At 65.0% G+C, this 12,791-nt stretch carries 15 protein-coding genes; 10 read left to right on the top strand and 5 right to left on the bottom strand.

All coding sequences use genetic code 11. The features are described from left to right. Nucleotides 1-81: 81 nt before the first annotated feature. Nucleotides 82-912 (top strand): CAF17-like 4Fe-4S cluster assembly/insertion protein YgfZ, encoded by an 831-nt coding sequence (gene ygfZ, locus E5162_RS02490; RefSeq protein ID WP_135943362.1) that lies wholly within the window; start codon nt 82-84, stop codon nt 910-912. On the opposite strand, the gene E5162_RS02485 is transcribed toward ygfZ, so the two are convergent. Together E5162_RS02485 and E5162_RS02480 are read right to left on the bottom strand one after the other, a co-directional pair. Then, nucleotides 909-1,958 carry a cation efflux transmembrane domain-containing protein gene (locus tag E5162_RS02485; RefSeq protein ID WP_206751024.1) on the bottom strand — a complete coding sequence of 350 codons (1,050 nt, stop codon included), beginning with the start codon at nt 1,956-1,958 and terminating at the stop codon, nt 909-911. The genes ygfZ and E5162_RS02485 overlap by 4 nt on opposite strands. Continuing rightward, nucleotides 1,955-2,368 (bottom strand): hypothetical protein, encoded by a 414-nt coding sequence (locus E5162_RS02480; RefSeq protein ID WP_158291173.1) that lies wholly within the window; start codon nt 2,366-2,368, stop codon nt 1,955-1,957. Before E5162_RS02480 ends, E5162_RS02485 begins: the two co-directional genes overlap by 4 nt. Nucleotides 2,369-2,546: 178 nt before the next feature. Between E5162_RS02480 and E5162_RS02475 the strand changes: the two genes are divergently transcribed. The 6 genes from E5162_RS02475 to E5162_RS02450 all read left to right on the top strand — a co-directional run bounded on the left by E5162_RS02475 (nt 2,547) and on the right by E5162_RS02450 (nt 8,040). After that, nucleotides 2,547-3,947: a cytochrome ubiquinol oxidase subunit I gene (locus E5162_RS02475; protein WP_135943360.1), complete on the top strand. Its 1,401-nt coding sequence runs from the start codon at nt 2,547-2,549 to the stop codon at nt 3,945-3,947. Continuing rightward, the gene (gene cydB, locus E5162_RS02470) at nt 3,944-4,948 is read left to right on the top strand and encodes a cytochrome d ubiquinol oxidase subunit II (RefSeq protein ID WP_135943359.1); all 1,005 of its coding nucleotides are present in this window, start codon (nt 3,944-3,946) and stop codon (nt 4,946-4,948) included. The genes E5162_RS02475 and cydB overlap by 4 nt, the downstream gene beginning before the upstream one ends. Next, entirely contained in the window at nt 4,896-5,087 is a 192-nt protein-coding gene (locus E5162_RS15110) for a DUF2474 domain-containing protein (RefSeq protein ID WP_135943358.1), read from the top strand. Before cydB ends, E5162_RS15110 begins: the two co-directional genes overlap by 53 nt. Before the next feature lie 56 nt (nt 5,088-5,143). Then, nucleotides 5,144-5,731: a DNA-3-methyladenine glycosylase I gene (locus E5162_RS02460; RefSeq protein ID WP_135943357.1), complete on the top strand. Its 588-nt coding sequence runs from the start codon at nt 5,144-5,146 to the stop codon at nt 5,729-5,731. A gap of 105 nt (nt 5,732-5,836) precedes the next feature. Continuing rightward, nucleotides 5,837-6,982, top strand: coding sequence for a beta-ketoacyl-ACP synthase III (locus tag E5162_RS02455; protein WP_135943356.1), 1,146 nt, complete (start codon nt 5,837-5,839; stop codon nt 6,980-6,982). Continuing rightward, complete coding sequence (locus E5162_RS02450) at nt 6,979-8,040, top strand: zinc-binding metallopeptidase family protein (protein WP_135943355.1); 1,062 nt, start codon at nt 6,979-6,981, stop codon at nt 8,038-8,040. The genes E5162_RS02455 and E5162_RS02450 overlap by 4 nt, the downstream gene beginning before the upstream one ends. A 19-nt stretch (nt 8,041-8,059) precedes the next feature. Here the strand turns inward: E5162_RS02450 and E5162_RS02445 are convergent, their stop codons facing one another. Together E5162_RS02445 and E5162_RS02440 are read right to left on the bottom strand one after the other, a co-directional pair. Continuing rightward, nucleotides 8,060-8,434 (bottom strand): hypothetical protein, encoded by a 375-nt coding sequence (locus E5162_RS02445; protein ID WP_135943354.1) that lies wholly within the window; start codon nt 8,432-8,434, stop codon nt 8,060-8,062. Between the two features lie 30 nt (nt 8,435-8,464). Further along, nucleotides 8,465-9,295, bottom strand: a complete 831-nt coding sequence (locus E5162_RS02440) for a universal stress protein (protein ID WP_135943353.1) — start codon at nt 9,293-9,295, stop codon at nt 8,465-8,467. 123 nt (nt 9,296-9,418) lie between these two features. Between E5162_RS02440 and E5162_RS02435 the strand changes: the two genes are divergently transcribed. Both E5162_RS02435 and E5162_RS02430 read left to right on the top strand, forming a co-directional pair. Continuing rightward, nucleotides 9,419-10,060 (top strand): YfbR-like 5'-deoxynucleotidase, encoded by a 642-nt coding sequence (locus tag E5162_RS02435; RefSeq protein ID WP_233342125.1) that lies wholly within the window; start codon nt 9,419-9,421, stop codon nt 10,058-10,060. Then, nucleotides 10,057-11,058, top strand: a complete 1,002-nt coding sequence (locus tag E5162_RS02430) for an NUDIX hydrolase (RefSeq protein WP_135943352.1) — start codon at nt 10,057-10,059, stop codon at nt 11,056-11,058. Before E5162_RS02435 ends, E5162_RS02430 begins: the two co-directional genes overlap by 4 nt. Before the next feature lie 297 nt (nt 11,059-11,355). Here the strand turns inward: E5162_RS02430 and E5162_RS02425 are convergent, their stop codons facing one another. Beyond that, nucleotides 11,356-12,018 (bottom strand): cytochrome b/b6 domain-containing protein, encoded by a 663-nt coding sequence (locus E5162_RS02425; protein ID WP_135943351.1) that lies wholly within the window; start codon nt 12,016-12,018, stop codon nt 11,356-11,358. 110 nt (nt 12,019-12,128) lie between these two features. Here E5162_RS02425 and E5162_RS02420 point away from each other — a divergent pair, with 110 nt between their 5' ends. Beyond that, a complete protein-coding gene (locus tag E5162_RS02420) occupies nt 12,129-12,632 on the top strand; it encodes a helix-turn-helix transcriptional regulator (protein ID WP_135943350.1) in 504 nt (167 codons plus the stop codon). The last annotated feature ends 159 nt before the right edge of the window (nt 12,633-12,791 follow it).

Below are 12,791 nucleotides of genomic sequence, written 5' to 3'. Positions count from 1 at the left end.
CACTTAGCGTGTTGCGCGCAATCTTGCCAGCGTTCGCGATCAGGCCCATGTACCGGGCACCCCGCAAGAGAGGCTTCGCCCATGACCCGACCGGCATTTCTGACCGCGCTGCCCAACCGGGCCGTCATCGAGATCACCGGCGCGGACGCCAGGACCTTCCTTCAGCGGGTCATCACCAAAGGCCCGGCCGGTCTCGAACCCGGCCGCGCGCAATTCTCCGCCCTGCTCACTCCGCAAGGCAAGGTGCTGGCCGACTTCTTCCTGTTCGACAACGGCGAGGGTGGGCTCTTCATCGACCTGCCCGCCAGCGAGGCGGACGCGCTGCTCAAGCGTCTCTCGCTCTACCGTCTGCGCGCCGACGCCTCGATCGCGCCGCGCACCGACCTGGCCGTGGCGCAGGCGCGCGGCGAAGGCGAGGCGGAGCTGGCCACCCTCGCCCTTGCCATCTCCCCCGATCCGCGCAACGCACACATGGGCCAGCGCGCCATCGTGCCGGCTGGCGGTCCCGTTGACGAAGACGAGTACGAGGCCGCTCGGATCGGTGAGGGTCTGCCCGAATTCGGCAAGGATTACGGACCGGCCGAGGTCTTTCCCACCGATGTGAACCAAGATCTTATGGCCGGCATCGACTACAAGAAAGGCTGCTTTGTCGGCCAGGAAGTCGCCAGCCGGATGCATCGCAAGGGCGGCGTGAGAAAGCGCACCGTCCGCGTGTCAGCCGATAACGCGCTCGAGACCCAGGCCCCGGTCAGCTCCGGTGAAACGCCGCTGGGCACGATCACCTCGACCGCCGGCAAGGACGCCCTGGCGCGCGTGCGCCTCGACCGGCTCAGGGCCGCCCTGGAGCGCAACGAAACACCCGAATCCGGCGGCTGCTCCCTCGAGATCACCCAGGACCTGGACACGTTTTAGGAGGACTCGGTGCGGTCCCCGGACCCCGCCTTTGAGGAGTCGCGCATCGCGTCGTGCGCCTTTGATTTACCGGCCTGCCCGCCGGGCTTGTCGCCTCGATGGACCGGAGGCGGCCAGCTTCCCCGCTGAGCGACCCCCACTTCGATCAGACGCCAGTGATCCTTGTCCAGAAGCTCTTCGGCCATGTCCTGTGGCAGGTGGGGCGTCTGTTGCGGGCTGACCATCGCTCGAAAATAGCGCCCGGTTTCGCGGATCTGGATATGGGCCCCGTGATAGCGTTCCCCCAGAGCGTCGAGGATGCGATCGGCGTCAGGCTCGATTTCCATGGAGCCAAGCTTGCGCGGCGCACCGTCGAGCAGCGAGGTCGTGGAAAGGCGCAGGCCCGTCAATCCATCCTTGAGGATTGACAGCGAGATGAGCACCGCCATCGCGGAGTCCGCCCACCACAGCCCCAGCGCGATACCCAGAACGCCGGCGATACCCGCCACGCCGGTCTGCCAGTCCGCAGCGTTGGTATCGGCATCGATGTAGAGAACTTCATCGTTGATCTGCCGGGCCAGCTTGCGCTTCTTGCGTCCCAGGATGACCGGCGGAATCACCGAGAAAACGAGTGCGCCGATCATCAGCCAGCCCAGCCACACCTGGTGTTCGAAGATCGTGCGCGAGCCAATGCTGGGATGCTCCATCTTGATAAGGCCCATCGCGCCTTCATACAGAAGAAAGCCACCGATCGCGGCCAGTGCAGCCGCGGACAGGAAAAACGCGAGTGACCCCGCACGGAAGAAGCCATAGGGAAATTCCTTGCTGGGCGGCAGGCGTTCGATCCAGCGCGTGATCAGGAAGAAGGCCGGGGCCAGCAGCGAGAGCATGTCTTCGATCCAGGCGGTGCGGAATGCTTGCGAGCCACCGGCTACCACCCCCATTACGATGACGATGGCGACCAGCCAGAACAGGGTTTGCCACTCCAGCCGCTCGGCCTCGTGCAGTGCCTTGTCGACCTCCGGCGGCCGACGTGGATCCATCGGATTGGAAATATGTCCGCTCATGACGGCTTCTCTTGCTGGTAGAGATAGCGATCGGCCGCGAGCAGAAAGGCGTTCTCGCCCGCGCGCACGCCCCACACACGCTCATCCCCGTCCGGACCGGAGAAGGGTCGGGTGAAGCCGGCCTCCTTGAACGGGGTCTTGCGGGGAAAAGAGGCGATCATGTCCAGCTCGCCGCGCTCCAGCTTGTTGACCAGATGATGAACTTCCCCGGTGTCGTAGCGGATTTGCGCTACTCCAAGGTATTGCGCGAAGCCCTCCACCCGCTCCCGGTCGGCGCGAACTTCCGCCTCATCCAGGATCAGGCCCACGCGAAGTTCGCCTCCATGCACGCGCTCCAGCGTGCCTCGGGGATCGTTAGGGAGGCCCCGCCCGCACGCCGTCAGCGCGAAAACGAGCAGAGAGAACAACACGGTTCGCATCACGCACAGCGAACGCGGCGCCGATTAAAGCGTTCCACGCCCGCCCAGGCAGCGTGGTCCAGCCCTGCGGCACGCTGCCGCGTGGCAACTGGCCATCGTGACGAGCCTGTGAGAGGAATTACTAGAAGGACACGTATGGGTCTGGAAGAATCCGAAAGGTCTTCGCTCCATGTTCGATTTCGACGCTGTCTTGCTGGCCCGCATCCAGTTTGCCTTCACCATCGCGTTTCACTTCCTGTTTCCCGCCTTCACCATTGGGCTCGCAAGCTTCCTGGCGGTGCTCGAAGGCTTATGGCTGTGGACCGGGCGCGAGGTTTTCCTGCGGCTGTTCAAGTACTGGGTGAAGATTTTCGCCGTCGCGTTCGGCATGGGTGTCGTGTCCGGCATCGTGATGACCTACCAGTTCGGCACCAACTGGTCGGTCTTCTCGGAGCGGACCGGAGCGATACTGGGGCCGCTCATGGCCTACGAAGTTCTCTCGGCTTTCTTCCTGGAGGCCGGCTTTCTGGGGGTGATGCTGTTCGGCCTGAACAAGGTGGGCAAGAAGCTTCACTTCATGGCCACCTGCCTGGTCGCGTTCGGCACCTTCTTCTCCGCCTTCTGGATTTTGTCGGTGAACAGCTGGATGCATACCCCGGCCGGGTTCATCCTGACCGATACCGGCGTCTTCCATCCGGACAACTGGCTGGAAATCGTCTTCAATCCCTCCTTCCCCTACCGGCTGCTGCACACGGTGACCGCGGCCTATCTGACCACCGCGTTCGCGGTGGGGGCCGTGGGCGCCTGGCACCTGCTGAAGAACAAGGCCGACCCGGCCGCGCGCGTCATGCTGTCCATGGCGATGTGGATGGCGGCCATCGTCGCGCCGGTCCAGATATTCCTGGGCGATCTGCACGGGCTGAACACGCTGGAGCACCAGCCGGCCAAAATCGCCGCCATGGAGGGCCATTTCGAGCCGATGGAGGGCGCACCGCTCATCCTGTTCGGCCTGCCCAACGAACAGACCGGCGAGGTGGAGATGGAAGTGTCCATCCCTCACCTGTCCGCCTGGATTCTCACCCATGACTGGAACGGCGCGACGCCGGGCCTGTCCGACTTTGCAGAGGAAGACCGGCCGCCGGTCGCGATCGTGTTCTGGAGCTTCCGCATCATGGTCGGGCTGGGCATGCTGATGGCCCTGACCGGTCTGGTCAGCCTCTATCTGCGCTGGCGCGGGCGGCTGTATGACAGCGCGTGGTTCCACCGCCTCGCCCTGGCGATGGGACCGTCCGGCTTCGTCGCCGTGATTGCCGGCTGGATTACCACCGAGGTAGGGCGCCAGCCCTATGTCGTCTACAATCTCCTGCGCACCTATGATGCGGCTTCGCCGGCCAGCGCCGGCGAGGTGGCAACCTCCCTCATCGTTTTCATCGTGGTCTATTTCATCGTGTTCGGGGCGGGCACGTTCTACATCCTGCGCCTGATGGGCAAAGGCCCGGAAGACCCGCAGAGCGAGGATGAACCCGCAGCCCCGACCCGCGCGGCCGGTCCCGGCCAGCGGCCGAGATCAGGGGAAGGATTTTCGTCATGAATGAAGCGCTTGTCCTGACCTGGGCCTTTCTTCTGGCCTTTGCCGTGCTCGCCTACGTAATCCTGGACGGGTTCGACCTGGGCATCGGCATCCTCCTGCCCTTCGCGCGCGATGACGACGACCGCGACATCATGATCAACTCCGTCGCGCCGGTCTGGGACGGTAACGAGACCTGGCTCATCCTGGGCGGCGGCGGGCTGTTTGCCGTCTTTCCGCTCGCCTACGCGATCATCATGCCCGGAATCTATCTGCCCGCCCTCTTCATGCTGATGGGCCTGGTGTTTCGCGGGGTCGCCTTCGAATTCCGGTTCAAGACGATCCGCGCGCGTCGCTACTGGGATTGGGGGTTCATCGCCGGCTCGGCGCTCGCCGCCTTCATGCAGGGCGTAATCCTGGGAACCATCATCTCGGGAATCGAAACCGATGGACGTCAGTTTACCGGCGGCGCCTTTTCCTGGTTCTCCGGCTTTTCGATGCTGACGGGTCTCAGCGTCGTGATCGGCTACGCGCTGCTCGGCGCAGGCTGGCTGGTGCTGAAGACCGAAGGCCAATTGCAGTCGCGCATGCGCACGCTCGCCCTGCCCGCCCTGGGCGGCACGCTGCTGGCCATCGCCGCGGTCAGTGCGTGGACACCCTTTCGCCACCCCGAAGTCGCAGAGCGTTGGTTTGCCTGGCCGAATATCGCTTTCCTCAGCCCGGTTCCCCTGCTCGTGGCGGGCCTCGCCGCGCTGGTTTTCTACGGCCTGACCAGCCGGCGCGAGCTGATGCCATTCCTGGCCTCGATCGGACTTTTCACACTCAGCTTCATCGGACTGGGGATCAGTTTCTTCCCCTATGTCGTTCCTGAGTCAGTCACCATCTGGGAAAGCGCCGCGCCGTCCAGCTCGCTCTGGTTCATGCTGGCCGGAGCTGCCGTGCTCCTGCCGCTGATCCTGGCATACACGGCTTATGCCTACTGGATCTTCCGAGGCAAAGTCACCAAGGAGACGGGCTATCACTAAATTCGATCACAATCGCTATTCGGACGATTCCGGCGACCGCCCGCTCTGGTCGAGGCTGGCCTGGTTTGCCGTGCTGTGGTCCGGGTCCGTACTTGTGCTGATGACGGTGGCCTATTTCATCCGCCTCGCGATTCTCTGACGCTTTCCTTCGTTCCCGGTTTGATCTAATCGGAGGAGAGTCGAAGGAGACCGTCCATGCCGCATCGCTGTCCCTGGCCGGGGGAAGACCCGCTCTACATCGCCTATCACGATACCGACTGGGGTGTGCCGGAGTATGACGACCGGGCGCTGTACGAGAAACTGGTCCTGGATGGCTTCCAGGCAGGTCTCTCCTGGATCACCATCCTGAGGAAGCGGGAGAATTTCCGCGAGGCCTTCGACCGATTCGATCCGCAGGCCATCGCGCGCTATGGCGAGGCTGATATCGACCGCCTGCTGGCCAATTCCGGCATCGTGCGCTCGCGCGCCAAGATCGAGGCCGCCATTCAGGGCGCCCGGGTCTGGTGCGATATCCAGGACAGTCCGCGCGGATTCTCCCAGCGCCTCTGGGACTTTGTCGACGGCGCGCCGGCAACCCACCACTACGCCAGCATGGCCGAGGTGCCGGCTCAGACCCCGACCAGCCAGGCCATGAGCAAGGAGTTGAAATCGCTTGGTTTCAAGTTCTGCGGCCCGGTCATCGTCTACGCCTTCATGCAGGCGGTCGGCATGGTCAACGATCACCTGACCGGGTGTTTCCGGCACGAGGAAGTCGCCCGGCTGAACACGCCGGCCTCTGCCTGACTGCGCCCGCGCGGCGCATTGACGCGCTGCAAGGTCGACAGGGCGCGTCTCCCGGCGATAGTTTGTCACTTGAACAAGTGACTCTGTCGCGGGTTGGGAGAGTATATGACCGCCGCCATGATCCGTTCCACGGGCCTGTGGACACCGGAAGATTCCATTTCGAACGAAGAGCTTGTGAGCTCGTTCAACGCGTATGTTGAGCGCTACAACGAGACTCATGCAGACGAGATCGAGCGCGGCGAGATCGAGCCTCTTTCCCCGTCCTCGGTGGAGTTCGTGGAAAAGGCGTCCGGCATCAAGTCCCGCTATGTGGTCGACAAGTCCGGCGTGCTCGACATCGAACGCATGGTCCCGAACATTCCGGCACGCGACAACGACGAGCTGTCCATCCTCGCCGAGATCGGCGTCAAGGCCTGCCGCGACGCTCTGGAGCGCGCGGGCAAGACGGCCCAGGACATTGACGGCGTCATCGTGGCCGCATCCAACATGCAGCGCGCCTATCCCGCCGTGGCCATAGAAGTCCAGGACGCGCTCGGTATTGACGGTTTCGCCTTCGACATGAACGTGGCCTGTTCCTCTGCGACCTTCGGCATCCAGGCCGCCGCCGACATGATCGCTGCCGGCCACGCGCGCGCCATCCTGGTGGTCAATCCCGAAATCTGCTCGGGGCACCTGAACTGGCGCGACCGCGACAGCCATTTCATCTTCGGCGATGTGGCCACCGCCATCCTGCTGGAGCACGAGGACCTGGGCGAAGGCGGCTGGGCCATTCTCGGCACCAGGCTCAGAACGAAGTTCTCCAACAATATCCGCAATAATTTCGGCTTCCTGAACCGCGCCGAACGCCCTGCCGGCGACAATACGCCCGTCCCGAACGGCGCGCCGAAGGACGACAGACTTTTCGTCCAGGAAGGCCGCAAGGTCTTCAAGGAAGTCGTGCCCATGGTCTCCGACATGATTCGGACGCACATGGACGAACTCTCCATCACGCCGGACGATCTCAAACGCGTCTGGCTGCACCAGGCCAATATCAACATGAATCTGATGATCGCCAGGAAGGTGTTCGGACGCGAGGCCGGCGGCAAGGACGCGCCGACCATCCTGGACGAATACGCCAACACCTCGTCCGCCGGCTCGGTCATCGCCTTCCACCTGCACTCGCAGGACATGCAGGCCGGCGACCGCGGCGTGCTGTGCAGCTTCGGCGCCGGCTATTCGGCCGGCACCGTCTTCGTGGAGAAGCGGGGGTGAGCGCGCCCGACGTGCTGAGCGCGCGCATCCTCGCCAAGACCAACGAATACCTCGATTTCCCCAGCGTCGTGGGCCACGAAACGCCCTTCCTCGACCATCTGGCCCGCGATTTTGAAAGCCTCGGCCACACCGTCCACCGCCCGCGCAATCTGTGCGTGGTCGAGCTCGGGGACGGACCGGTCATGCTCGCCCATGTCGACCGGCATGGCGGCGTGGTCGATGGAGGCGGAGCGATCATCTACGCCGCCCACGCCATCAAGAACGACAAGTATGGCGAGCAGGCCCCGGCATCGGCCGATCTCGCGGCCAAAGTGCGTGAGCGTTATGTCGGCGAGGAAGTCTTCGCCTATGACCGTCTGACCGGCGGGCGCATCGCCTACGGCACGATCGACGGCGTGGAGCAGAACCCGGACGGGCATATTCGCCTGGACGTGCCCGACCTGCCCGCGCTCGATGCCGGCACGCCGGTGGCCTTCGCCCGCCGTCTAGAACGCGGCAATGCCTATGTGGTGGGCCAGCTGGACAATCCGGTTTCCGCGGCGGTTCTGCGGGTCTGCGCCGAGCAGGGCCTGACGGGAACCCTCGTCTTCACTGCGGAGGAGGAGATCGGCCGGTCCGCCGAGCATTTCCTGGGCTGGGCGGATGCGTCGCTGAAAACGCGCCAGGACCTGCTCGTGCTCGACACAACGCCGTTCGACGACGGCGCGATCAGCCAGGCCGGGGCCGTGGTGCTGCGCCGCCGCGACGCGACCGCCGACTTCAACGATGCGATGTATGATCGCCTGCATGCCGCCGCGAAGGCCTGCAACGCGCCCATCATCACCAAGTGCGAATACATCATCGCGGAAAACGCCGCCCGCGAAGCCCAGGGCCTGGCGGCCAAGTCGCTCGGCCTGACCGAGCTCGGCAAGATCACCGCCCGGTCGAAAGGCGCGTTCGCCGGCACCACCTTGCAGGTGCCGACCTTCAACTACCACTCCAATCAGGAGAGCACGACGCCGCAGGCGCTCGTCGCCTATGCGCGAACGCTGATCGCGGCGTCCAACGCCCGGCCCTGACCGGGCCGGGCGCGGCCCGTCACAGCCTCGTGTTTTCGGTGACCTTGTAGACCAGGTCGTCGCCATCGGCCTCGTGGATGGTCACGTAATCTCCCAGCCGCAGCGCGTGATCGCCCAGCCGGTAGACCGGCTCGTCCGGCCCCTCGTCCTCTTCGTCATAATGGAAGAACCAGTTCTTGCCGCGATGGGCGAGCCAGCCATCCGCACGCTCGTCCTCGTCCGGGCTGAACCGCTCGACCACGCAATCGGTCTTGTGCGCTTTCCACAAATCGGGATCCAGACGCCCCTCGCCGTTCAGCGGGGCATGGATGAGATAGCCGCGATCGTCGTCCCCGCCGGGAAAACCGGCGTCGGGATTGCGCGACAGGCGAAGGACCACTCGGGTCAGGGCCATGGCGTAAACGTCTCCGTGTTGAAAACAGTGTCAGTGCGCGATCAGCAGGGACGGCCCGTCGACCGCCTGGAGCAGCGTGCGGGTCACGCCGCCGAAAATGAACTGGGTGATGCGCGAATGCCCGTAGGCGCCCGCCACCAGAAGGTCGCTGTCGGCGGCCGCATCCAGCAGGCCTTCGCCGAGACCGCCCTTGCCCGCCACCTCGCGGCTTTTCGCCTCGATGCCGCGCGCTGCCAGCCAGTGCGTCAGCCGGTTCGGCGCCGCCGCCGCGCGGTCCTGATAATCCAGATTGCGGTCAGAGTGCAGGATGGTCACCTCCACGCCGGGCCGAAGCAGCGGATCGGCCGCCATCGCCGCGCGCGCGGCTTCCTTCGAGCCGTCCCAGGCCATGCACACCCGCTTCGGCGCGATCGTGCCCGAGCGCGGCACGTAGAGCGGACACGCCTCGTCGACCAGGCAGGAGGCGGTAAAGTCGGCCAGCGATCCCTTGCCCGCGGCGGCCTCCGGGCAGGCGACCAGAAGCCGGATCAGGCGCGCCTGCTCGGCCGCTTCGGCCGGGCTGTCGGTAATCCGCTTGAACGAGGCACCCGGGTGATCGCCGCCCAGCATGCGGTCGAAGCGCGCCTTGGCGTCTTCGCACGCCCGGTCGGATTCCTCGCGCACCGCATCGATGGCGGTGGACACAACCGAGGCGCCCGCCGCGCCGGGTCCCGACCACATCATGTAGGTCGCCGGGTCGGGCTCCACGAACAGGCCGCGAATGTCGGCATCGAACAGCGGCGCCAGTTTCAGCGCCGCCTCAAGCGGGCGCTCGTCGGATTGAGCGCCCTGAAGCGGGACAAGTATGCGTTCACGGGCCATGGTCGGGCGATCTCCTGTCGCAGGAATACTGGTTGACCAGGCCGGTTGCTCCGGCCTTTCCTTCAACGTATGCCCTTCCGGCCCGTTCCGGGAGGGTAAGATCGCAAAAAAAGTAGGGACATAATGGCACGCCCGGCCTCCGCATCGAAAAAACCCAGAGCCTGGCAACGCATGCTCTCCGGGCGGCGGCTGGACCTGCTGGATCCTTCGCCCTTCGATATCGAGATTGACGACATCGCCCAAGGCCTCGCCCGCGTCGCGCGCTGGAACGGCCAGACGAAGGGCGATCACGCCTTCTCCGTCGCCGAGCATTCCGTGATCGTGGAAGCGCTGTGCGCAGAACTGCAGCCGGACTGGCCGGCCAAATGGCGCCTCGCCGCCCTGTTGCACGACGCCCCCGAATACGTGATCGGCGACATGATCAGCCCGTTCAAGGCAGCGCTGGGCTATGACTACAAGGCGTTCGAACACAGGCTGGAAACGGCGATCCACGCCCGCTTCGGCCTGCCGGGCGAACTACCCAAAACGGTGCACAAGACGATCAAGCAGGCCGACCGCATCAGCGCCTTCTTCGAGGCGGTCGACATTGCCGGCTTCTCGGTGGAAGAGGCGCGCCAGTTCTTCGACGCCCCGCCGCCCGGCCTGCGCGTGGAGATCAACCCGCGCCCGGCCGCCGAAGCCCAGCAGCTTTTCCTGGAGCGGTTCGCCGATCTGATCGACGACATGGAGAACCGGTCCCGGCGTGTCGCGGGCCGGCGGATATGAGATCGGCCCCGCCCCTCAAACCGGCCGGCTATGACGGCCTCGTCGTCGGGCTGAATGCGGTGATCTTCGCGGCCAAGGAGTCCGAAATCTCCGTTCTGGTCGCCAAGGGCGTCGCGACGCCGGAGACCGCCCTGCCCTTCGGTCCCTTCGACCCGGAAAAGCACCGCACCTTCGAAATCGGCCTGCGCGAATGGGTGCGCGAGCAGACCGGCTTCGAGCTCGGCTATGTCGAACAGCTCTACACGTTCGGCGATCGCGGACGCGAGGCGCCGCTGGCGGCCCTGGCCGGCGCCGAAGGCGGACGCGTGATTTCGGTGGGCTATCTGGGTCTCGCCCCCGAACCGCGCACCCTGAAGGGCGCCGGGGCGAGCTGGGCACCCTGGTCGCGCTTCTACCCGTGGGAAGATCATCGCGGCGGCCGTCCGGCGGTCCTGAACGAGGTGATCGAACCGGCGCTGCGCAACTGGATCGACGAGGCGGCCGGGCCGGGCGCCCGCGCCGCGCGCTACGACCGGGCGCGCGCCACCTTCGCCCTGGATGACGCGCCCTGGACCGAGGAACGCGCGCTCGACCGCTATGAATTGCTGTACGAGGCCGGGCTGGTCCCCGAAGCGGCCCGCGACCAGAGCGGAGAGCATTTCGCCCACCCGATCGAGGGCCTCGGCGAACCCATGGCCTCCGACCATCGCCGCATCCTGGCCACTGCCATTTCCCGCCTGCGCGGCAAGCTGAAATACCGCCCCGTCGTCTTCGAGCTGATGCCCGAACTCTTTACCCTCTCCCAGCTCCAGCGCGTGGTCGAAGCCATCGCAGGCTATCCGATCCACAAGCAGAATTTCCGCCGCGCCCTCGACCGCGCCGGCTTCGTCGAAGGCACGGGCCGCATGCAGTCCCAGACCGGCGGCCGCCCCGCCGAACTCTACCGCTTCCGCCGCGAAGCCGTCCGCAAAGGCGAAGTCCTCGGCCTCGCCACCCCGAGGCTGAAAGACGGCGCGTAAACCCTGTAGAAAAAGACTGAAACCCCGGACGCCAAATACGATTCGGGGCCTCATGCAGACTGAGTTATCTCTCTTTCCTGACGAAAGTCAGGACCCAGGAGACGCCAGAACGCCCTCATCACATGACGGCACTTGATGCTCCCTGGATCCCAGCCTTCGCTGGGAAAGAGCATTTGTATTGTTTTGAATATCTTGCTCCCTTCACCCCAGCCCACTTCCCTCATGCTGAGGTGGGCGCGCAGCGCCCCTCGAAGCATCGGAGGGCAGGCGCACCCTGCGCTCCCCGCCCGACACCCCTCACTCCAGCGGGCGCTTGCGTCCCGTCACCATGGCACGAACCAGGTTTTCGCGATGGGCCAAGCTGGATGCGGCAACGCCGAGGACATGCAGAGCCACCAAGGCGAGCGTGAGATAGGTGAAGATCGAGTGGACCTCCTCAATGATCTCGCCAGTCCCGCCCTCTTCATGACCTTCCGTGCCTTCTTCCTGGCCATCCCGCCGCACGTCGACGTCAGTGGACCGCTCGACCGGTACGCCATCGCCTGAAGCAATCACGCCGGCCAACGGGCCGCGCCCGTCTTCGGCGGCCAGCAGGGCCATGCCGGACACCGTGGTGCCGGCCAGCGAAACCAGCAGCGCAACGATCATCAGGGCGCCCGCCGGATTGTGCCCGAGATGGCGTTCGGCCTTCTTCGAGAACAGGCCTTTCAGATAGGCCATGACGGCGCGTGGCCCCCGGACGAAGGAGGAAAAGCGCGCATGGCGCGTGCCCACCAACCCCCAGATCAACCGAACCAGAACCGCGGCGGCAACCGTGTAGCCGGCCCAGATATGGATGCCGGCCCATTCATCCCCGCTGAGATAGGCGGTAAAGAACGCGGCAACGATGATCCAGTGTCCGAGCCGGACCACCGGATCCCAGACGCGGACGGTCCTGGGTGTGTGTGTCTGTGAGCTCATGGAGTAACCTCGCAAAGAATTTCGGGGTCTCCGTGATGGGCCGGGGTGGAAAACTGAGCCATATGTCAAACGACACGATTGCCTGAAATCTCGTACCCGGAGGCCGGTCTATGTCGGAAGACGCAGCACAAAGAACGATCCGCTATCTGTCCGCCGCAACCTTCGCCCTGATCGCGGTCCTGATCGGCCTTGATCTCTTGTTCGACAGCCGGGACGGCGTCAGCGGGGTCCATGTGGCGCTGGAGGCCGGCGTACTCATCGCAGCGCTCGTCGGCATGGTGGCCATGCTCCGGCGGTTCGGGCGCGTCTCGGTCGATCTTGTGACCGCACGCGAGGATGCCAACCGCTGGCGCAGCGAGCACCAATCACTCGTGCGCGGCCTCAGCGCCGCCATCCGGACACAGTTCGACGCCTGGTATCTGACCGGCGCGGAAGCCGAAATCGGGCTTCTCCTCCTTAAGGGCCTCAGCCATCAGGAGATATCGCAGGTGCGCGGAACCAGTGAACGCACTGTGCGCGAGCAGGCCCGCGCCCTCTATCGCAAGTCGGGTCTCTCGGGTCGCAACGAATTGTCCGCATTCTTTCTCGAAGACCTGCTGGCGCCCCACGGATGACGGCGGGTGACAGCGTGTGGACCCGACGCCACGCGAAAGCCCGACATACCTTCACTCGCATAGCTTCATCACATAGGGGCCCAGGAGAGGACAGGGTGCCGGCATCCGATCCTTCGAGGCCCGGCTTTGCCGGGCACTCAGGATAAGGGCCTGGGGAAC

This window comes from Marinicauda pacifica, assembly GCF_004793635.1.
In the GTDB taxonomy this organism is placed as follows: domain Bacteria; phylum Pseudomonadota; class Alphaproteobacteria; order Caulobacterales; family Maricaulaceae; genus Marinicauda; species Marinicauda pacifica.
Note: the sequence above shows the minus strand (reverse complement) of the source record. Positions and strands in the feature narration are given on the sequence as shown.